This is a genomic window from Sinobaca sp. SA16-1, from assembly GCF_059510515.1.
In genome coordinates this window covers 252,643-272,318 of the sequence record NZ_JCAKFL010000002.1, presented here as the reverse complement: position 1 = coordinate 272,318, position 19,676 = coordinate 252,643, and the positions used below count along the sequence as shown (strand labels likewise).

18 protein-coding genes are annotated in these 19,676 nt (G+C 43.9%); 15 read left to right on the top strand and 3 right to left on the bottom strand.

The features are described from left to right. The first annotated feature begins 76 nt into the window (after nucleotides 1–76). Nucleotides 77–1,555 (top strand): protein adenylyltransferase SelO, encoded by a 1,479-nt coding sequence (locus AC5W2J_RS05465; protein ID WP_496058479.1) that lies wholly within the window; start codon nucleotides 77–79, stop codon nucleotides 1,553–1,555. 39 nt (nucleotides 1,556–1,594) lie between these two features. Here AC5W2J_RS05465 and AC5W2J_RS05460 read toward each other — a convergent pair whose 3' ends face one another. Continuing rightward, on the bottom strand, nucleotides 1,595–1,918 hold the full coding sequence (locus tag AC5W2J_RS05460) for a hypothetical protein (protein WP_496058478.1): 324 nt from the start codon (nucleotides 1,916–1,918) through the stop codon (nucleotides 1,595–1,597). A 218-nt stretch (nucleotides 1,919–2,136) separates the two neighbouring features. Between AC5W2J_RS05460 and AC5W2J_RS05455 the strand changes: the two genes are divergently transcribed. From AC5W2J_RS05455 to AC5W2J_RS05440, 4 genes are all read left to right on the top strand, one after another. Next, on the top strand, nucleotides 2,137–2,634 hold the full coding sequence (locus AC5W2J_RS05455; RefSeq protein WP_496058477.1) for a small multi-drug export protein: 498 nt from the start codon (nucleotides 2,137–2,139) through the stop codon (nucleotides 2,632–2,634). A 284-nt stretch (nucleotides 2,635–2,918) separates the two neighbouring features. Further along, a complete protein-coding gene (locus AC5W2J_RS05450) occupies nucleotides 2,919–4,130 on the top strand; it encodes an NAD(P)/FAD-dependent oxidoreductase (protein ID WP_496058476.1) in 1,212 nt (403 codons plus the stop codon). Between the two features lie 317 nt (nucleotides 4,131–4,447). Then, entirely contained in the window at nucleotides 4,448–5,503 is a 1,056-nt protein-coding gene (locus AC5W2J_RS05445) for an EAL domain-containing protein (protein ID WP_496058475.1), read from the top strand. 73 nt (nucleotides 5,504–5,576) lie between these two features. Next, nucleotides 5,577–6,503 carry a GGDEF domain-containing protein gene (locus tag AC5W2J_RS05440; protein WP_496058474.1) on the top strand — a complete coding sequence of 309 codons (927 nt, stop codon included), beginning with the start codon at nucleotides 5,577–5,579 and terminating at the stop codon, nucleotides 6,501–6,503. Nucleotides 6,504–6,547: 44 nt separating this feature from the next. On the opposite strand, the gene AC5W2J_RS05435 is transcribed toward AC5W2J_RS05440, so the two are convergent. Next, nucleotides 6,548–7,396: a YitT family protein gene (locus AC5W2J_RS05435; protein WP_496058473.1), complete on the bottom strand. Its 849-nt coding sequence runs from the start codon at nucleotides 7,394–7,396 to the stop codon at nucleotides 6,548–6,550. 251 nt (nucleotides 7,397–7,647) lie between these two features. On the opposite strand from AC5W2J_RS05435, the gene AC5W2J_RS05430 reads away from it, so the two are divergent. Beyond that, nucleotides 7,648–9,906 (top strand): putative bifunctional diguanylate cyclase/phosphodiesterase, encoded by a 2,259-nt coding sequence (locus tag AC5W2J_RS05430; RefSeq protein ID WP_496058472.1) that lies wholly within the window; start codon nucleotides 7,648–7,650, stop codon nucleotides 9,904–9,906. A gap of 49 nt (nucleotides 9,907–9,955) precedes the next feature. Here the strand turns inward: AC5W2J_RS05430 and AC5W2J_RS05425 are convergent, their stop codons facing one another. Next, nucleotides 9,956–11,434 (bottom strand): BCCT family transporter, encoded by a 1,479-nt coding sequence (locus AC5W2J_RS05425; protein WP_496058471.1) that lies wholly within the window; start codon nucleotides 11,432–11,434, stop codon nucleotides 9,956–9,958. Between the two features lie 280 nt (nucleotides 11,435–11,714). Here AC5W2J_RS05425 and AC5W2J_RS05420 point away from each other — a divergent pair, with 280 nt between their 5' ends. From AC5W2J_RS05420 to AC5W2J_RS05380, 9 genes are all read left to right on the top strand, one after another. Next, on the top strand, nucleotides 11,715–12,293 hold the full coding sequence (locus tag AC5W2J_RS05420) for a GbsR/MarR family transcriptional regulator (protein WP_496058470.1): 579 nt from the start codon (nucleotides 11,715–11,717) through the stop codon (nucleotides 12,291–12,293). After that, nucleotides 12,293–13,177 (top strand): beta-keto acid cleavage family enzyme, encoded by an 885-nt coding sequence (locus tag AC5W2J_RS05415; protein WP_496058469.1) that lies wholly within the window; start codon nucleotides 12,293–12,295, stop codon nucleotides 13,175–13,177. The genes AC5W2J_RS05420 and AC5W2J_RS05415 overlap by 1 nt, the downstream gene beginning before the upstream one ends. A gap of 13 nt (nucleotides 13,178–13,190) precedes the next feature. Continuing rightward, nucleotides 13,191–14,153 (top strand): 3-hydroxyacyl-CoA dehydrogenase NAD-binding domain-containing protein, encoded by a 963-nt coding sequence (locus AC5W2J_RS05410; RefSeq protein WP_496058468.1) that lies wholly within the window; start codon nucleotides 13,191–13,193, stop codon nucleotides 14,151–14,153. Beyond that, nucleotides 14,146–14,616, top strand: a complete 471-nt coding sequence (locus tag AC5W2J_RS05405; protein WP_496058467.1) for a thioesterase family protein — start codon at nucleotides 14,146–14,148, stop codon at nucleotides 14,614–14,616. Before AC5W2J_RS05410 ends, AC5W2J_RS05405 begins: the two co-directional genes overlap by 8 nt. Before the next feature lie 119 nt (nucleotides 14,617–14,735). Further along, complete coding sequence (locus AC5W2J_RS05400; protein WP_496058466.1) at nucleotides 14,736–15,221, top strand: DUF4188 domain-containing protein; 486 nt, start codon at nucleotides 14,736–14,738, stop codon at nucleotides 15,219–15,221. A gap of 235 nt (nucleotides 15,222–15,456) precedes the next feature. Further along, complete coding sequence (locus AC5W2J_RS05395; protein ID WP_496058465.1) at nucleotides 15,457–17,505, top strand: BglG family transcription antiterminator; 2,049 nt, start codon at nucleotides 15,457–15,459, stop codon at nucleotides 17,503–17,505. 42 nt (nucleotides 17,506–17,547) lie between these two features. Continuing rightward, a complete protein-coding gene (locus AC5W2J_RS05390; protein ID WP_496058464.1) occupies nucleotides 17,548–18,021 on the top strand; it encodes a PTS sugar transporter subunit IIA in 474 nt (157 codons plus the stop codon). Nucleotides 18,022–18,034: 13 nt separating this feature from the next. Continuing rightward, nucleotides 18,035–18,319 (top strand): PTS sugar transporter subunit IIB, encoded by a 285-nt coding sequence (locus AC5W2J_RS05385; RefSeq protein ID WP_496058463.1) that lies wholly within the window; start codon nucleotides 18,035–18,037, stop codon nucleotides 18,317–18,319. Nucleotides 18,320–18,399: 80 nt separating this feature from the next. Further along, the gene (locus AC5W2J_RS05380) at nucleotides 18,400–19,659 is read left to right on the top strand and encodes a galactitol-specific PTS transporter subunit IIC (protein WP_496058462.1); all 1,260 of its coding nucleotides are present in this window, start codon (nucleotides 18,400–18,402) and stop codon (nucleotides 19,657–19,659) included. Nucleotides 19,660–19,676: the final 17 nt, after the last annotated feature.

Here is a 19,676-nt window from a genome sequence, read left to right as displayed (position 1 = left end):
CGTATAATAGAAGCTGTTACAGATATTTTCAATACCAGGCACATGCTGCAGTCATATAGATATAAAAAAAGAAAGGATGAATGTCATGCAGGACCATAAAAATAAAACAGGATGGAAGCTGGAACACAGCTACACAGAGCTGCCATCTTTATTTCATACGGCGTTTGCAGTTAATCCAGTACCAGCACCGCAGCTGGTCATTTTAAATGAGAGGCTGGCTGATTCACTCGGTCTTGATAAAGATGCTTTAAAGGAAAAAGAAGGAGTGGAGGTTCTGGCCGGAAACAAAACACCAGAAGGCGGATACCCGTTGGCGCAGGCTTATGCCGGACATCAATTCGGTAATTTTACTATGCTTGGAGACGGCCGTGCCCTATTATACGGAGAACAAATAACACCCGATGGCAAAAGGGTGGATATCCAGCTGAAAGGCTCGGGAAAAACAAAATACTCCCGGGGAGGTGATGGACGCGCGGCGCTCGGACCGATGCTTCGCGAATTTATTATCAGTGAAGCAATGCACGGTCTTGGCATAGAGACAACAAGAAGCCTGGCGGTGACCACTACCGGAGAAAGAGTACTTCGGGAAGGTGTCTTAACCGGTTCAGTAATGACCCGCACGGCTTCAAGCCATATTCGGGTGGGGACATTTGAATACGGCGCACGCTGGGGGACAACAGAAGACGTTCAGGCACTGGCCGATTATACAATCGAGCGGCATTTTCCGGAGCTGCATAAAAAAAAGGATAAGTATCTGGCTTTTCTTCAGGACGTTATCAAACGCCAGGCTGCATTAATCGCTAAATGGCAGCTCACGGGCTTTATTCACGGTGTAATGAACACAGATAATATGAGCATCAGCGGGGAAACGATTGATTACGGACCGTGTGCTTTTATGGATACCTATAATCCGAAAACTGTATTCAGCTCGATTGATATGCAGGGGCGCTACAGTTACCAAAATCAGCCGGCGGCTGCCGGCTGGAACCTGGCTCGTTTTGCAGAAACGCTGCTTCCACTGCTTCATGACGATCCCAAAGAAGCTGTTGAAACTGCGCAGAATGAAATCTCCCGTTACATTACGCTATTCCAGTTCGAATGGATGAAAGGAATGAGAGCAAAGCTCGGTTTAAAAACGGAAGAAATCGAAGATGAAAAGCTGGTCGAAGATCTGCTTGAGCTTATGCAGGAACACCGCGCCGATTATACGAATACATTTCGGGCGCTTACGCTCGGCCAGCTCGGTGAAGGAGAGCTGTTTACTGACGCTTCGTTTACAGAATGGTACGGACGCTGGGTTGAAAGACTCGAGCGCCAGGGGGATTCTGCAGAAACCGTGCAGGAAATGATGAAAGAAAATAATCCAGCGGTAATTCCCCGCAACCATAGAGTGGAAGAGGCATTAACGGCCGCAGAAAAGGAAGGGGACTATTCGGTCATGCAAAGGCTGCTTACCGTCCTATCCAATCCATTTGCCTATTCTCATGAACAGGAAGCCTATACAGACCCTGGAGAAGCAGACTCCCAACCGTACCGCACGTACTGCGGCACCTAATAAAAACGAAGCATCCGGCTGTTGTTCCGGGCGCTTCGTTTACATAATCAGCAGAGCGCTGATAAGAAAAACAACGAGAATGCCAATACCGGCACCTGCTGAAAAAAGGGTTTTCTTTAAAGGGGTGTAGTCTTTTTTTGTTTCGACCGTCGTTAAAGGTCCAGGAGCGCGGGATCCAAACAGACCCGGACGGGGCACTTGATTTTTCATAAGTGCTTTGAAAATTAAAGGCAGGCACAGCAGCACGCTTAATATAAGTAAAACGAGCAGAGCGGCTTCCATAGAGAAGAAGGAAACAAATGAAAAAAAGACGAGAAGCGACAGGACCAGGCCGGCAAGGCTTCCATATAATAAGTAGTTCATGAGCATTCTCCTGACATAAGTAAAATAACATATCCGTATAAAAATGGTTTTTCGCTGAAATAAAGAAAGTTCATCATAATATAATGTACCCTACAATGAAAAGGGTAAACAAAACGTAAAATAATTTCAATTACCATAATGTTTTTAATAAACCATTTATTAACACGGACCATAAAATGGTAAAATGACCATACAACTGAACAAAATGGAGGTACATAATGGGTTTTATTGAATTGCTGGGAATATACGTTCTGATTTTTATCTTATCTGCTGTTCCTTTTTTTGAAGCGTATGGGGTTATTCCGATTGCAGTCATTGCAGGAATTGCTGCTGTGCCGGCGTTTCTTATTGGATGGATCGGCAACGTTATGACCGTTCTGCTTCTGATCGTTTTTATTGCCCGGGTGCAGGAATGGGTGGCATCACGGAGAAAAAAGAAACATCCAGATAAGGAAGTAGGGAAAAGATCGCAGCGGGCGCAGCGGCTGTGGGAGAAATATGGTCTCCCTGGACTGGCTGTCATTGGGCCGTTATTTGTCGGGAGTCATTTAACAGCTTTTATGGGAATATCTCTAGGCGGCTCCAAAAAACAGACATTTTACTGGGTGACGGCAAGTATTGCTCTCTGGAGTATTGTATTTTCTATCTTAGCTTATGCAGGAGTCGATCTGTTAGGACAAGGGGAGGAAACATATATTGAACGCTTCTTTGAATAAGGTCATCAGTTTTTATTATGGAAGCAGAAAAGGTGACACTGCAAGATGCATACTATAGTTATGAACGAACTCAAATAATAGGGAAAAAGACCGGTCCGGCAGCCGGTCTTTTTCCTTAATTTATGAAAATAAAGGGTAAGCACAAGGGAATGTTGCAATAAAGAGTGCTTTTGATTCTTATTCATGTTAATATTTTCACATAGCACGATGGCCTTTGTGTAGAAAGCATACAGCAATGTTATATGCTTTTTTTTATCGTGAAAAATGAAGGGTGGAATGGAATAATGAGTACGAAACCGAAAATAGTCGTTCTTGGAGCCGGCCACGCTGGACTCACAACTGCAAAAAAATTAATCCAAAAACTGTCTCCCGAACAGGCGGAAGTCGTTCTGGTAAATAAGCATAACTATCACTATGAAGCAACATGGCTTCATGAAGTAGCAGCAGGGACTATCTCTCCCAACGATGCCCGCGTCATGATCAGCGATGTAATCAGCCCAAACAAGGCCACACTCGTTTACGATACAGTAGTGGAAATCAAAAAAGATGAAAAGCGTGTCGTTCTGGAAAATGGAGATATTACGTATGATTATTTAGTCGTAGCTCTCGGCTGGAAATCAAACGATTTTGGAATCAAAGGCATGGCTGAAAATGCGTTTGCTATCGAAGATATCGATTCAAGCCGTCTGATCAGCGAGCATATTGAGTATCAGTTTGCCAAATTTAATAATGAGGAAAATGCAGAAAAAGAAAGCCTGAATATCCTTGTCGGCGGTGCCGGTTTTACAGGTATTGAATTTGTTGGAGAACTAGCTGATAAAGTACCACAGCTCTGCAGAAAATATGATATTGACCGCAGCAAGGTGAAAATCATTAACGTGGAAGCAGCACCTTCTATACTGCCTATGTTTGAACAGGACCTCTCTACGTATGCCAGAAAAGCACTGGAAGAGCGTGGAGTAGAAATTAGAATGGCAGCACCAATTAAAGAATGTACGCCGGATGGCTTCATTATTGGTGAAGAAAATGAACTTGTAAAAGCAGGCACTATTGTCTGGACAGGCGGAGTAAAAGGAAGTCCAATCCTTGAAAAATCCGGCTTTGATATGGTAAAAGGCAAAGTGAATGTAAACGCCGACCTGCGTATGAAAGGCGAAGAAGAATTATTCGTTATCGGGGACTGTTCATGGGTTTGGGATAATGAAGGCGACCGCCCTTATGCTCCAACAGCGCAGCTGGCCATGCAGGAAGCTGATTATGTAGCTGACAACATTATCGCCTTAATGAAAAAAGAACCGCTTAAAGACTTTGTTTTTGATAACAAAGGAACGGTCGCATCTCTTGGCAATTCCGATGGAATTGGAAGCATTTTCGACGGGTATAAATTAACCGGTAAAAAAGCAGCAACTATGAAAAAGGTAATTGACAACCGCTCCCTTTATCTTGTTGGCGGCGTAAAGCTAGTATTGAAAAAAGGAAAAGTCCGCCCGTTTTAAATAAAAGAATCCGCATTTTAATAGAGAAGGAGGGATGCTTCAATGAAAAACTGCACACTTATTAGTATTTTTCTTGTTATAGCTTCTCTAGTAGGATATAGACTTATTAGTGACAGCATGGATGACACGAAGGATTTCCGCTAAGCAAAACACCATCATATACTCCTTTCCGACAGAGATGTTTGTATTCTCTGTAAGGAAAGGAGTTTTTTTGTGCCTGGATCCACCTTTGTTCATATAAATTGTTCGAAAACGGACTGCAAAAAGGCAGGAAAGATACCGATATAGACAAAGATACTATGCCAGGGGGGAAAGACATGACACCATCATGCGATATCTGCGTTATAAGAGAAAAAGGGTACATAGCTGTATTTGAAAACGGACAAAATATAGAAGCAATAAAACCATACTTTTTATCCTATCCGGAAACCGAGTGGATTATCATAAACAATCATGCTTTCTGGACGCAGGAAACGATTCTGTTTGAACTGCTTGATTATTTAGAGGCTCATTACCCCGAAGGAACTGTCCAATTTGTCCTCAAAAAGGAAGCGGCACTGCCGGAGGACCATGAGACAAGGATAACGATAGCAGAACTTCGTGCACAGCAATTAACGATCTGGGTGGATGAGGTAATTGAAAAAAAAGCCATCCGCACTCATTTTCAGCCTATAGTAGAATTAAAAAACAAAACGGCCTCTATCGTAGGGCACGAACTGCTGTCACGGGGAGTAGATATAGAAGGAAGCATTATTCCCCCATTTAAACTCTTCGAAGCAGCACGTTCCCGAAACCGGCTGTTTGCTCTGGATAGAGCCTGCCGGATAGAAGCAGTAAAAAATGCATCCGCTGTAAAAACCAATCAGCTTATTTTTATTAATTTTATTCCAACGGCAATTTATGTACCGGAGCACTGCCTTGCTACAACGTTTGAATTAATTAAGCAGATTGGAGTAGAGCCGGAGCAGGTAGTATTTGAAGTCGTGGAAAGCGATGAAGTGAAAGATATAAATCATTTAAAAAATATCCTGAACTTTTACCGCAGGCACGGTTTTAAATATGCGCTCGACGATGTCGGAACCGGAGCCAATGACTTAAAAAAACTGGCCAGCCTGGAACCAGACTTTGTCAAATTAGCAAGAGAGTTTGCCGATGGAGTGAGCCGGGATCCGGCAAAACAAAACGTGGCCCTTTCCGTGCTCCATATTGCCCATCATTTACAGGCGAAGCCGCTCGGTGAAGGTGTCGAACATATTGAAGATATTGAATACCTTTCCAATATGGGATATGAGCTCTTTCAGGGATATTACTTTGCCAGGCCGAATGAAGTACCTGTTGAACAGGTAGATGGAATATATCATGCCGAAGTTTAACCTGGAGGCCCCGGGAGCGCTGTACAGCATAAAGCTTTTTCAGAAAAAGAGGCATATCAGGTCGTTTTACGGTATGTATATATTGTTTGGCCTGCTTCTTATTTGGGACAGCATTTATCTTATTGCGTTTCCTCCTCTGGTAATGGCACTATGGACAATCTTTATCTGTGCAGGAGCTTTCGTTATTAAACATATGATTGTTCATCAGAGTACGCGGCTGTTGAGCATTTATTTAATCATCTCTTTTTTCTGGTGGGGGGTGACGGTTTTGTATACGGGGGGATGGGACAGTCCTATCTTCTATTTTGCCGGTATCCTGCTGATTTTATACGCTTTATCCGGGTCTCTGCTATTAAATGCAGCAGGAGCGGTCTTATATGGAGCAACTATATTATTCAGCGGGGTTTTTTTGTTTCCTGCTTCGGGCAGTTTTATTCTGCCGCTTAGCATCATTGGTGTTAATGCATTAACGATTGCCGGCGGTTTTCTGATTTCCTATGCTCTTCATCATTATGAGCGTTCATTCACCCATCTGCAGAAAAAAGTATATACGGATTATTTAACCGGTCTCTATAATCGTGAAGGATTTTTAATGGAATGGAGCAATAATCGTCTGAACAAAGGGATTTTTGCGGTGATGGATTTAAATCAATTTAAGCAGATTAACGATAATTTGGGTCATGATGCAGGAGATAAAGTACTACAGCAGGTGGGCCGGAAATTAAAAAAAGAACTGCCGGACTCCTCTGTTATCGGACGGATTGGAGGAGATGAGTTTATTTTATATCTGCCTTTTGCCGAAAATCTGCAGGCCGCTCAGCAGCAGATAGAGTCGATCATAGCCGGGGCAGGAAAAAAAGCAGGGATTCCTTTATCAGCCTCTTTAGGGATGCTTCTCATTTCTTCAAACAGTCAAACGTTTCGGGAGCTTTATAAAGCTGCGGATACTAATATGTATCTTCACAAAAAGTCAGGACGGCAGGGCTTAAAAGAGTCATAATAAAAAACGAGAACGGCCGGCGCCGCTCTCGTTTTATCTATTATCTACCCACGATTAGAAAATGAAGATTCATGTGGAAGAGAAAATGTGCCTCCGGATACATCCTTGACATTATGAACGACAATGAACGCATTCGGGTCAATTTCTTTAATGGTCCGTTTGAACCGGAGCAGCCGATGAGTTGGAATAACAACATAAAGCGCCCGGCGCTGTTCTTTGGAGTATTCGCCGTACGCATCAAAAACGGTAGCGCTCGCACCAAGTTCTGTTGTAATACGGCGGGATATTTCTTCTGAGTGTGGAGAAATAATATTAATGGCTTTTTTGGAGTCAAAGCCGCCCAATACATAGTCGGTTACCACTTTGCCGATATAAAGCGCAATCAGCGTGTACATCGTAAATACAGGGCCGATAACAAAAATACCGATAATAACAACAGCGGCATCGAGTACCAGCGTTGTACCTGTCAGGTCCCAGCCTCGCTGGTGATGAAGAACCCGGGCAATAATAGAAGTTCCGCCTACCGAGCTGCCGGCCTGGAAAATGAATCCAAAGCCAACGCCTGTAATGATACCTGCAAAAATCGCCGCAAGCAGCGTGTCTTCCATTGGTACCGCATAGACCCCTTCCAGCAGCCAAATGAAAAAGGACAGCAAAAACACGTTAAATATGGTCTTGTATATCATATGGCGGGGGAGGTATTTGAAGCTGACCCCAAGAAGCAGCAGAAAAATGACAGGAGTCGATATACTCGGTGTTAACCCGGTTCCAAAGTAAATCAACAGTGCGGCGCCGATAATGCCTCCTTCCGCAATGGAGTTAGGCATAGCCAGCTGTGTGACAGAAACTGCAAACAGCAAAGTTCCAATAACAATAAATGCTATATTTTTCATGAGCACAAGCTCCTTTCATATCTCAATTTGACACAGAAGCATAGTATAACAAAAAATCAACAAAAAAGGGAAAAGAGAGTACGAATCTGAAAGCTCTATTTTGACCGGTAAAGAAAAGAGGAGAAAAGCTGTTTTCTTTACAATGTATGGGGACCTCGTAAAAAATTGTTCATACGAAATGCCCGCAGATATTGTATAGTAGAAAGTATAAATAGTTCAATAGGGCTACTTAACAGGTCGGAGGGTGATTAATGAAAATACATAATAGAAAAAATACAATGCTTATTATTTTATGGGTGGCTGCTTTGGTTTTCTGGGTGCTCTTTTATGAAGGGCCTGACTATAGGAAAGCAGCCGGTACGAGCCTTTTTGCTGTTGGAGGAGCCATATGGGCTTTTATTCACATAAACAGGACCATTACCGGCTCGTACGGACACCGCCGTATGTTTTGGAAATGGATAAGAAGAGGGATTGTGGCTAACGGAGCAGGTTATAGTATCTGGCTGGCCGCTGCGCTATTAGGAATATCTTCTATCCCTCCTTCGATATCCAGCCTTGCCTGGCTGATTTCATACTTTTTGTTTCTAAGTGCGCTGTTGTACCAGCTTTTTATCGCAAGCCGAGAGCCTGTTATATCTATTCATGTATTTAACGTCAGCGTCTTTATGATTGTTTCGACAGCGGTAATGGGGCATTTTTTTACGGCCTTTGCTTTGGAGGTGTTTGATTATTCTTTTGTAAACAGCGTCATCAACCTTTCTTTTTTATTAGTTGATATCATTCTGCTGTTTGCTGCAGGCTATCTGGTATATCTTTTAAAAATAAAACGTGATATTACGGTGATGTACATACTGATTGCTGCATTTGTTTTTCAGAATATCGGTGATTTTCGTACGGCCTACCTGGAATTAACAGGTGCTGCTGCAGGTCCGGTCAATGTCAATGAAGTGTTTTGGCTGCTTGGGATTATTATGATTGGTACAGCGTCAATATATGAAAGGACAGGGGCACAGGAGAACACGTGGATGATCCGGGAAGATATAAAACAACCGTTTATCCTTTTTCCTGCTGCCGGCATTGCCCTGCTCATTTTTTTCACCTGGAACAGTTATGATCGGCATATAAACATCCTCAGTGTTTCGGTTGGCGTCGTTCTCTTACTATTTGCGGGCAGAAATTATATTATGACCAAAAAAAATACGAAGCTTATACAAGAATACAGGCATCTGGCGTATTATGATTCTCTTACAGGAATTTATAACCGCACAAGTTTTAAAATAAATATAGATAAAGCTGTGACGGCTTGTAAAAAAGATAATAAAGAATTAGTTCTAATACTATTTGATATTGATCGTTTCAAAGTGATTAATGACTCTCTTGGTCACCATGTGGGGGACGAAGTATTAATGGAAAGCGCGTATCGGCTGAAAAAAGATCTTCCTTACGATATTTATCGGTTAGGTGGAGATGAATTTGTGATCATAGTAGATAATGCTGATAAAAACAGCGCGTTAGAGGCAGCCCTTCAAGTCAAAAAAGCGTTCAGCAAACCATATTTAATAGCAGGCCAGCGTATATTGCTCACGCCGAGTATTGGCATCAGCTGCTATCCAGCTACGAGCAGGGACAGCGAGTCTCTGCTGAAAAATGCTGATGCTGCGATGTATGCAGCAAAAGAAAATGGGAGAAACAGCTTTGTTTTTTATGATGAGGTGCTGCACCAAAAGCTTGACCGCAAAATGACTATTGAAAGTGAAATGAAGCAGGGACTCATCAGGCAGGAGTTTTCGCTTCACTATCAGCCTAAGATTAATGTCCAAACGCTCGAAGTCACTGGAATGGAAGCATTACTGCGTTGGAATAATCGAAAGTTGGGAGAGATCTCTCCTTTTGAGTTTATACCATTAGCAGAAGAATCAGGTTTTATTAAAGTGTTAGGCAGCTGGGTAATAAAAGAAGCTTGTCACCAGGCGGAACAATGGAAACGAACAGGATTGTTTCATGGAACGATGGCTGTTAACGTATCGGTGCATCAAGTAAAATATGGAGACATATTAAGGTTAATCCAGGAAGCGCTGGAAGACTCCAGCCTAAACCCTACAAAACTGGAAATTGAAATCACTGAGTCAATTATGCAGGATGTAGCGGTAACCTCCATAATTTTAGATGACATACGGTCTCTTGGTGTCCGGGTAGCTCTGGATGATTTTGGAACCGGGTATTCATCGTTTCACGTGTTGAAGAAACTTCCAATCGATACGATAAAAATTGATAAATCGTTTATCGATGACCTAAGCGGCTTGAAAGAGCAGTCGCTCGTAAAAGCAATTATCGATATTGGACGTCATCTGCAGCTTGAAGTGGTTGCAGAAGGAGTGGAAGAGGAAGTACAGCTGGATGCCCTTGCAGCCTACGAATGCGAGACAGCCCAGGGCTACCTAATCTCGAAGCCGCTCCCTGTTCTGGAGATGGAGCAGTTTTTGCAGCAGTACCGCAGGCAAGCTCTGTAAATCATAATAAAAGTCCCTTTTTTTCCGTTCTGGAAAAAAGGGACTTTTATTAGTTCTGCTTGTGTTCACTAATTAATGTTTTCATAATGCCAATACACATTAGAATAATAATAATCGAAAGTGGCAGGGCACTGACGACAATGGACGTCTGAAACGCATTCAATCCTCCAACAACCAATAGAACTGCTGTGATGGTAACAAAGAACACACCCCACATAATTTTAATAGATGTTGGCGGATTCAAGCTGCCACCTGTTGTCTGCATTCCCAGAACAAATGTAGCCGAGTCGGCTGTGGTGACAAAGAAGATGGTAATAACGAAAATAGCTAACACAGAGATCAGGCCGCTCATAGGATAGGATTCAATTACATAAAACAAGGCGCCCTCCAGTGACTGCGAGGAAACGTCGCGTCCTTCATACAGTTCCATGAAAATAGCAGAGCCGCCCAACGTGCTGAACCAGAAAAACGATACAACAGATGGAAGAAGAAGAACGCCTGCTATAAATTCACGAATGGTTCGTCCTCTGGAAATTCGTGCGACAAACATCCCGACAAATGGTGTCCAGGAAATCCACCATGCCCAGTAAAAGACGGTCCAAGCCTGCGTCCAGTCCGCTTCCTGCGCATCAACCGGGCTCATGCGAAGACCCCAGCCGATAAAGTTTTGAACGTAAGCGGACAGTCCGGAAGCGAACATGTTAAGAAGAAATAAAGTTGGACCGGCGATGAACATAAATAATAGAAATAATCCGGTAATCGATAGGTTGATATTACTTAAGTATTTAATGCCGCGATGGATACCGGTGCTTGCGGATGTAACGAAAATGACGGTGATAAGAGCCATAATAATAAATTGAACACCAAGATTATAAGGCACTCCAAACACGGTCTGCAGACCGGAGTTAATCTGCTGGGATCCAAGACCAAGCGAGGCAGCAACGCCAAATAGTGTAGCAAATACAGCAATAATATCTACAACAGTTGCGATGGGTCCATATGCATATTTACCAAGTACGGGCCGAAGTGTTGTACTCATTAAACCGGGTGCCTGATAGCGAAACTGCTGCAGGGCAAGCGCTAAAGCAACCAGTGCATATATGGCCCAGGCATGAAGACCCCAATGCAGCCATGTAGAAGAAACCCCGGTTACCGCATCCGCTTCTGTTCCACCATCCCCAATAGGCGGGCTCGCGAAATGGCTGATCGGCTCGCTGACTCCGTAAAATAACAGGCCGATTCCTATGCCGGCGGAAAACAGCATCGTAAACCAGGTAAGCCTGCTGAATTCCGGTTTTTCGTCCGGCTTTCCGAGTCGTATGTGTCCATACTTACTAAAGCCTAAATAGATGGCAAAAATCAATAAGGCTGTTACGAGTATTTGAAAATACCAGCCAAAGTGGGCAAATACAAAAGCCTGGGTGACAGTGATTCCTGCTTCAAGCTGTTCTGTAAAAAATACCCCGAATAATAGAAAAGAAAGAATAAGTACCACTGATACTTTTAAGACCGTCGTGAACCTTGACATAAAAAATGTCCTCCTTTATTAGACTTGCGCTACTCTCTTTAATAGCCTCGTTTAAGTATATGGAAGTGAACTTAAAAAAGAAAAAGGCGTATAACAGCGTATAGTCTATAAAATCTATGCAATTTTTATTGTACAGAGTTTATAGAGTTCTATCTTATCAATACTCGGTTTATCGCTCAGATAAGATAGAAGAGCTGCTTTTTACTTTTTTTAGAAAAATGATACAGTAACAACTATGAGCCGATACTACTACATATGCAGATGAGGGAGGGTATATACAATGGCTATAGAAAGAGAAGCGGAACTGCTCTCACAATTAAGCGAAACGGAACGGCAGATCGGAGACCGAATTTCTGATAACATGAGCACCTTCGGCGTGTCTTCTACTATAGGAAGGCTGCTGGGAATCATTTATATGAACCGTGAGCCAATGACGCTCGATGACCTGGCAGAAGCAACGGGTATGAGCAAAACAAGAATGAGCCAGGTAATGCGTGAAATGATTGCCTTAAACATTGCTGAAAAAGAACATATCAAAGGAAGCCGGAAAGAGCATTACAATGTCGAAAACGATTACGTTCAAACGTTTATTTCTCTTTTTACGACCAACTGGCGGGAAGTGATCAGCAAAAACCGCATGTTCGCCAAAAAGCTGCAGCAGGAAATAAACGAGATAGAAAAGATCAATGATGGCTCTCCCGCTGTGGAAGCCAAGGTGCAGGAACTCCGTAGAGAATTAACCAAATGGGTAGCCTATTACAATTGGATCAATAACCTGGTGGAATTTTTTGAGAGCGGCGCTATTTTTGATTCAGTACCTGTGGATACGTCTGCAGAAAAAAAAGGTGAGGATAAATAATGGGAAAGAAAACAATTATTACATGTGCAGTAACCGGAGCCGGAAATACATTTCACAAGAGCCCGCACGTGCCGATTACGCCAAAAGAAATAGCGGAAGCTTCGATTGAAGCAGCTAAAGCTGGAGCTGCCGTGGCACATATTCATGTAAGAGATCCTAAAACAGGGGAATACAGCTTTGATCCAGCCCTTTTTCAAGAAGTGGTGGAACGAGTTCGTGAAAAAGAAACAGATGTGATTTTAAATTTAACTGCGGGCGGCGGCGGCGACTTTGTTCCGAGCCTTACTCATCCCGCAACCGGAGGGGAAGGAACCTTTATTCAAACTCCCGGGGAGCGTCATCTCCCGGTAGGAAACCTGCTTCCGGAAATATGCACCCTTGACTGCGGCAGCCTGAACTTCGGCGACCAGCTCTACATGGCACCGACAGAATGGCTGCGGGAACAGGCTGCGCTTATAAAAAGCAGCGGCGTGAAAGCAGAAATGGAATGTTTTGATACCGGACACCTCCGGTTTGCCAACCAGCTCGTAAAAGAAGGACTGATCGACGGCGATCCGCTGTATCAATTTTGTCTTGGTATTCCTTGGGGAGCGGAAGCAGATGCCGAAACAATGCTTCATATGGTTCATCATCTTCCGGACCGCGCCAACTGGTCGGCATTTGGCATTGGGCGTATGCAGATTCCAACGGCAGTTCAGGCAGCCTTGTTAGGTGGAAACGTACGCGTTGGTCTAGAAGACAATTTGTATCTCGAAAAAGGGGTGCTCGGCACAAACGCCCAGCTTGTTGATAAAACAACCACCCTTCTTCAGGGGCTCGATATAGAACCAATGACGCCGGAAGAAGCGCGGGATACCCTGGGTTTAACTAAACAGTTATCATAGAAAGGATAAACTAATGACAAATCAAACAATAGCAGTGATTGGTACAGGCGTAATCGGAAACGGATGGATTGCCCGCTTTTTAGCAAACGGATTCGACGTGATTGCGTGCGATCCGGCTCCGGAAGCCGAACAAAAAACGCGTAAAGCGATCGAAAAGCTCTGGCCGTCTCTTCAAGAGCACGGCATGCATCCTACGGCCTCCATGGACCGTCTGACCTTTACCGATAACATTGAAAAGGCAGTCCGCGGAGCGGTGCTGATTCAGGAAAATGTTCCTGAGCGCGAGGAACTGAAGAAAAGCGTACTTTCACAGATCGATGTACATGCCCCGGCAGCAAGCATCATCGCATCCAGTACATCAGGTTATAAACCAACGACCCTTCAGGAGCAGTGCACGGCCCATCCGGAAAGAGTGATGGTAGCTCATCCATTTAATCCGGTCTATCTGCTTCCTCTTGTAGAAATTTCTGGAGGAGCAGCTACAAGTCAGGAAGCATTGGAAAGAGCCCGCCGTTTATACGAATCCGCAGGAATGAAACCCCTGGTCATGAAGGGGGAAGTAGATGGCCATATCGCAGACCGCCTGATGGAAGCACTCTGGAGAGAGGCGCTTCATATCGTAAATGACGGACATGCCACAACAGAAGAAGTAGATAAAGCCATTGTTTACGGCGCAGGACTGCGCTGGGCGCTGATGGGTCCATTTTTAACCTTTCACCTGGCCGGCGGGGAAAAGGGAATGGCACATATGCTTGAACAGTTCGGCCCCGCCTTAAAGGCACCGTGGACAAAATTGGTAGCGCCGGAGCTGACCCCTGAATTAAGCGAGAAAGTAATTAATGGCACGAAAGACCAGTCCGGCACACAAAGCGTCGCTGAGCTGGAAGAACGACGTGACCAGTTTCTGCTGAAGCTGTTGCAGCTGCTGCAGGAAGAAAATTACTGGCCGGCAGAGAAGGTGGAGAACAATGTCTGAAAACCAACACATCTGGGAAGGCCGGGTGGACGCAGCGTGGGTCGATTATAACGACCACATGAATGATGCCGCCTACGCGATTGTGTTCAGCAGGGCCCTGGATGGCATGCTTGAGAAAATAGGGCTGGACGAAGCGTTCCGGAAGCAGCACCAATACACAGTGTATACACTTGAAACACACGTCCTGTATAGGAAAGAAGCGTTGTTGGATGAAAAATTAGATGTGTACGTTCAAGTGTTGGATAAAGATGAAAAACGACTGCACTTGTGGCTGGAAATGAAAAATGAAGCTCAGGAACTTCTGGCGGCAAGTGAACAGATGATCATGGGAATTGATCAAACAGCGGGACGGCCGGCTCCCTTCCCGTCTGCACTTGCGGAAGGAATTGCTGCTCTGCCGCATACAGATGCCGGCTCACGTCCGGAAATGGCGGGCCGTTCCATTGGTATCAAAAGAAAATAGAAAATAACAGTATTCTCCATATAAGAGAATGCTGTTATTTTTTGGATAAAGCGCTACAATATAAGAAAGAAAACCATCCGCCGCGGCACATAATGAAACTAAAACGGGGAGGGAATAAAATGAAAGCAGATCTGCAGGAAGGCCGGCACACGACACAAAATGAGGAAGAGCTGGTCGTATTTGTTATCGGGATGCGCATTAACCGGTTCCGGTCTATCCGGAAGTGGCTGCCCGTCCTGCTTGCCATGCCCCCTATGATAAAAGAGCTGTCCATGCGAAAAGAACTGGGCTGCTTAAATCTGCACAGCTATGTCCAGCTGCCGACGACGATGATGATTCAGTACTGGGAGTCTGAAGAACAGCTGCTTGCTTATGCCAGAGGAGAAAAGCACTCGAAAGCCTGGAAAACGTTCAATAGAAGAGCGAAAGGAAATCATGCGGTAGGCCTCTATCATGAAACGTACACTATTCCTAAAAATTCGTACGAATCCATTTATGTCAATATGCCCGCCTTTGGTTTAGGAAAAGCGCTCGGGACCGAATCTGTAAATACGTCAACAAATACTGCAAAAGAAAGGCTGAGGCGAACAAAAAAGAGCACGTAGCAGTAATCGGGCTGCAGCTGGTTTGATTTCAAACCGGCTGTTTTTTTGCGTGAAAAACCGATTATTTTTAAGCAGGGACCTCCTGACCTTGCGCAAAAAACGATATACATTAAAATTTGATTAATAATGTAAATCACAACGTTGTACATAAACTGTTCGTTCATTTGGGATGAAAACGTATACATCTGAATGCAGGCCGATGCTACACTAACTATTGAAAGGGGGGCAGTTGTCGATGGATGACCGAAGCAAGCAGATTCTAGACGAACTCATACACAATCCAAATGTGGCAAGTGTCGTGTTGGAGAAAAAATATAACTTAACACGCCGACAGTTTGGCTACAGTATGAACAAGATTAATGAATGGCTGATGGCGAAACATCTCCCGGTTATTGAACGTACCAGACAGGGCCATTTCATTATTGATCAATCGGTGTTTACGGATCTGACGAGTCAGGAAAATGACTTGGCAGCTGTCTCTGTTTTATCAGAAAAACAGCGGATCTATATCATCATGCTCATGCTTCTTGGGACGAAAGAGGAACTGTCTCTGTATCATTTCACTGCAGAACTCGATGTAAGCAAAAACACAGTGCTGCACGATTTAAAGCAGGTTCAGGCATATCTTGAAAAATACGATTTATCTTTTCGTTATTCAAGGAAAGCCGGATACCTGCTGGAAGGAAAAGAATTTCAAGTCCGGAAATTACTTATTCATGTTACCTACCGGATTTTTCAAATGGCAGACGGTGAAAAGAAAATAGCAGCTGCCGCTCAGGTAGATGAAAAAGAAATTGACGAATTCCGCTCCAAAATTGAAAAAGTAGAAAACAAGCTGCAATTGAAGTTCACAGATGAGAAATTAGCTATGATGCCTTATATTCTGTTGTTTATTCTCCGCAGAGTACAAAAGGGAAACAACATTACAGAATCCTCCATCCCATATGAGGAACTGTCCGATACAAAGGAATACCAGGCAACCGAGGAAATATTCCGGGAAACAGACAGCATCCCGAGGGAAGAGCGACTGTTCATCACCCTTCACCTGCTAACAACGAACGTCTACCGGGCCGAGTTTACGATAGAAGAAGATGCCATTCCGGATCTGCTGCCGGAAATAGACAATATGCTGAGGCTTTTTGAAAAAAGTGCCTGCATATATCTGCAGGAGCGGGACAAACTGCTCGAGCAGCTGATTCAGCATATTAAACCGGCCTACTATCGAATCAAGTTCAATCTGACGGAAACGGTGTTTCTGCAGCAGGATGTGAGCAAAGAATTTAAAGAAATTCACCATTTGGTAAAGCAGTCGATGGGTCCGCTTGAAGAGCTGATCGGCCGGCCGGTGCCCGATAACGAATCAACGTTTATTACGATGCTTATCAGCGGCTGGATGGTAAAGCAGGGAGAAAGCATCGAGAAAAAGGTCAAAGCGATTGTTGTCTGTCCGCAGGGGGTCTCTATATCCAGGCTGATGTTTCATGATTTAAAAGAACTTTTCCCGGAATTTGTATTTCTGGATTCCCTGTCTATCAGAGAGTTCCTTCATTACGGGCTGGATTACGATATTGTGTTTTCCACATCGTCTCTTGCTACCGACAAAAAGCTGTTTTTATCGAAAGCGTTTTTAAGCCAGGAAGAAAAGCAGCGGTTCCGCAAGCAGGTCATGATGGATATGCATGGGTTTGTACCAAATGAAATAGACATTGACCATATTATGGACATTATTAAAACCCATACATCGCTTCCAGATGAAGAAGCGCTGAAAAAAGATTTACACCGCTATATGTCAAAAGACAAAGACGAAGCTGTTAAAACGTATGCAAAAAACAGAAACCTGCCTTTAAATGAGTTGATTGTGCCTGAGCATATCACTTTGAAAAAATCAGTGGCTTCCTGGAACGACGCTGTACGTATTGCCGCAGGCCCATTAGTGAAAAGCGGTAAAATCGAGCAGCGTTATATTGAAGCGATGATCCGCCAGAGCGATAAAGATCCCTATATAATTATTGGACCTAATATTGCGATTCCTCATGCCGCTCCGGAAGAAGGAGTAATGGACGTAGGAATGAGCCTTCTGCGGATCGAAGATGGAGTGGATTTTACAGAAGGCTACAGAATTCATTTGATTGTCATTATTGCAGCAGTGGACAAGAAAAAACACATTCATGCCCTCATGCAACTGATGCGATTTGCACACGCCGAAACAGACCGGAACCAGACGATAGCGGCACAAACGATTACCGAAATCCGCCGGATGATTGATTTATATTCACACGACTAAAAACCATGCGTTCAAACCAACATAGTAATGGGGTAGGAAAAAGTGACGAAACTATTTTTTGATGAATCAGTCATCTTACTGGAAGTAAAAGGAGAGACTAAAGAAGCTGTTCTTGAAGAAATGGGACATAATCTAGTTCAAAAAGGGCTGGTAAAAGAAAGCTTTGTAAAAGCAGTGATTGCAAGAGAGAAAGAATTTGCAACAGGGCTTCCGACAGCCGGTGTAGCTGTGGCGATCCCGCATACTGACGTCGAACACGTTAATACAAAAACGATCAGTGTAGGGGTGCTTCAAAAACCGGTCGCATTCGGCATTATGGGAGAAGACGAAGAAACCGTAGAGGTGGAGCTTGTGTTTATGCTTGCCATGAACGAAACCCACTCCCAGCTTGCTCTCCTGCAGAAGCTGATGGAAATATTCCAAAACGAAGAAACACTGAAGTATTTAATGAAAGAAACAAATGCCACCCGCATTAAAGAAACAATAGAACAGCAAATCGATTTTACTACAATATAAGGAGATGGAATAAATGAAAAAGAAGCAGGTATTGGTAGCATGTGGAGCAGGAGTAGCAACATCAACAGTGGTAAACGGAGCAATTGAGGAAATGGCTAAAGAGCACAACATTAAAGTAGATCTGATCCAGATTAAAATTACGGAAGTCGGTTCTTATGTAGATACGGCTGATCTGTTAGTTACAACAGCAATGACAAAGAAAGAATATCCGTTTCCAGTTATTAACGCAAGAGCCTTTCTAACAGGAATCGGCAAAGAGGATACAAAGCAGCAGATCCTGGATGAACTGAAAAAATAATTAAATGAAGAGCGCGCTGTTCCGACTGCTGAGGAATAGAGTCGGGCGTGCTCTTTTTCACACATAGAGGAGGAGTCACGATGCAGGGGTTTGTTGATTTTTTACAAGGTTTTCTAGATTTAGGGGCTACCGTTATTCTACCCGTAGCTATATTTTTCCTGGGGTTATTTTTCGGTCAGAAAATAGGAAAAGCCTTCCGGTCCGCTCTTACATTAGGGGTCGCTTTTGTAGGTATTTTTCTTGTTATTGACCTGCTCGTATTAAACTTAGGACCGGCCGCACAGGGCATGGTGGAACGTCTGGGAGTAGAGCTTACTGTCATTGACGTCGGCTGGCCGGCATCTTCATCTATTGCATGGGCATCATCTATTGCCGCCTTTATCATTCCGTTAGGCCTTTTGGTCAACGTATTAATGCTCGTAACAAAAACAACAAAAACGATGAACGTGGATATTTGGAACTTTTGGCACTACACGTTTATGGCAGCGATGGTTTATGCCATCTCCGGAAGCATTATCCAAAGTTTAATTGCTGCAGTATTGTTCCAGATTGTTGCACTTAAAGTAGCAGACTGGACGGCACCAATGGTAAGCGATTTTTACGAAATGCCCGGTGTGTCGGTAGCAACAGGAAGCACGATTTCTTATGCCCCTGGTATTTTTCTTGTAAAAGGACTGCAGAAGATCCCCGGCATTAAAAATTTAAATGCGGATCCGGAATCTATTCAAAGAAGATTTGGAATTTTCGGTGAGTCGATCTTTATCGGCCTGGCACTCGGTTCTCTTATCGGAATCCTGGCCGGTTACGGTGTCGGCGATGTGATCGAAATCGGTATGGCAATGGCCGCCGTAATGGTATTAATGCCGCGAATGGTTAAGATCCTGATGGAAGGCCTTATGCCTGTTTCAGAGTCGGCCCGCGAATGGCTCAACAAGCGCTTTGGTGACAGAGATATTCTTATCGGTCTGGACGCAGCCGTTCTTCTCGGTCATCCATCCGTTATTGCGACAGCGTTAATTCTCGTACCAATCACCGTACTATTGGCTGTTATTTTACCAGGAAACGCGCTGCTTCCTTTTGGAGATTTAGCGACGATTCCATTCATTGTAGCCTTTATTGTCGGTGCGGCTAAAGGAAATATCGTTCACTCTGTTATTGTAGGAAGCATTATGATCGGCATCTCTTTATATGTCGCTACAGATGTTGCTACTACATTTACAATGATGGCAGAAAACGCAGATTTCAATATGCCGGAAGGCACTACGCAGATTTCAAGTATTGACCAGGGCGGTAACATTATTAACTGGATCATCTATCGCTTCTTCGGTTTATTTAATTAATTAAGCACAGAGAAAAG

Bases quoted from the DNA above. Each gene is read 5' to 3' on its own strand.
- AC5W2J_RS05425 (WP_496058471.1), bottom strand. From the start codon at position 11,434: ATGTCAAGGTTCACGACGGTCTTAAAAGTATCAGTGGTACTTATTCTT.
- AC5W2J_RS05380 (WP_496058462.1), top strand. From the start codon at position 18,400: ATGCAGGGGTTTGTTGATTTTTTACAAGGTTTTCTAGATTTAGGGGCT.
- AC5W2J_RS05445 (WP_496058475.1), top strand. From the start codon at position 4,448: ATGACACCATCATGCGATATCTGCGTTATAAGAGAAAAAGGGTACATA.
- AC5W2J_RS05415 (WP_496058469.1), top strand. From the start codon at position 12,293: ATGGGAAAGAAAACAATTATTACATGTGCAGTAACCGGAGCCGGAAAT.
- AC5W2J_RS05405 (WP_496058467.1), top strand. From the start codon at position 14,146: ATGTCTGAAAACCAACACATCTGGGAAGGCCGGGTGGACGCAGCGTGG.
- AC5W2J_RS05420 (WP_496058470.1), top strand. From the start codon at position 11,715: ATGGCTATAGAAAGAGAAGCGGAACTGCTCTCACAATTAAGCGAAACG.
- AC5W2J_RS05410 (WP_496058468.1), top strand. From the start codon at position 13,191: ATGACAAATCAAACAATAGCAGTGATTGGTACAGGCGTAATCGGAAAC.
- AC5W2J_RS05440 (WP_496058474.1), top strand. From the start codon at position 5,577: ATGTATATATTGTTTGGCCTGCTTCTTATTTGGGACAGCATTTATCTT.
- AC5W2J_RS05465 (WP_496058479.1), top strand. From the start codon at position 77: ATGAATGTCATGCAGGACCATAAAAATAAAACAGGATGGAAGCTGGAA.
- AC5W2J_RS05450 (WP_496058476.1), top strand. From the start codon at position 2,919: ATGAGTACGAAACCGAAAATAGTCGTTCTTGGAGCCGGCCACGCTGGA.
- AC5W2J_RS05435 (WP_496058473.1), bottom strand. From the start codon at position 7,396: ATGAAAAATATAGCATTTATTGTTATTGGAACTTTGCTGTTTGCAGTT.
- AC5W2J_RS05430 (WP_496058472.1), top strand. From the start codon at position 7,648: ATGAAAATACATAATAGAAAAAATACAATGCTTATTATTTTATGGGTG.
- AC5W2J_RS05395 (WP_496058465.1), top strand. From the start codon at position 15,457: ATGGATGACCGAAGCAAGCAGATTCTAGACGAACTCATACACAATCCA.
- AC5W2J_RS05460 (WP_496058478.1), bottom strand. From the start codon at position 1,918: ATGAACTACTTATTATATGGAAGCCTTGCCGGCCTGGTCCTGTCGCTT.
- AC5W2J_RS05400 (WP_496058466.1), top strand. From the start codon at position 14,736: ATGAAAGCAGATCTGCAGGAAGGCCGGCACACGACACAAAATGAGGAA.
- AC5W2J_RS05385 (WP_496058463.1), top strand. From the start codon at position 18,035: ATGAAAAAGAAGCAGGTATTGGTAGCATGTGGAGCAGGAGTAGCAACA.
- AC5W2J_RS05455 (WP_496058477.1), top strand. From the start codon at position 2,137: ATGGGTTTTATTGAATTGCTGGGAATATACGTTCTGATTTTTATCTTA.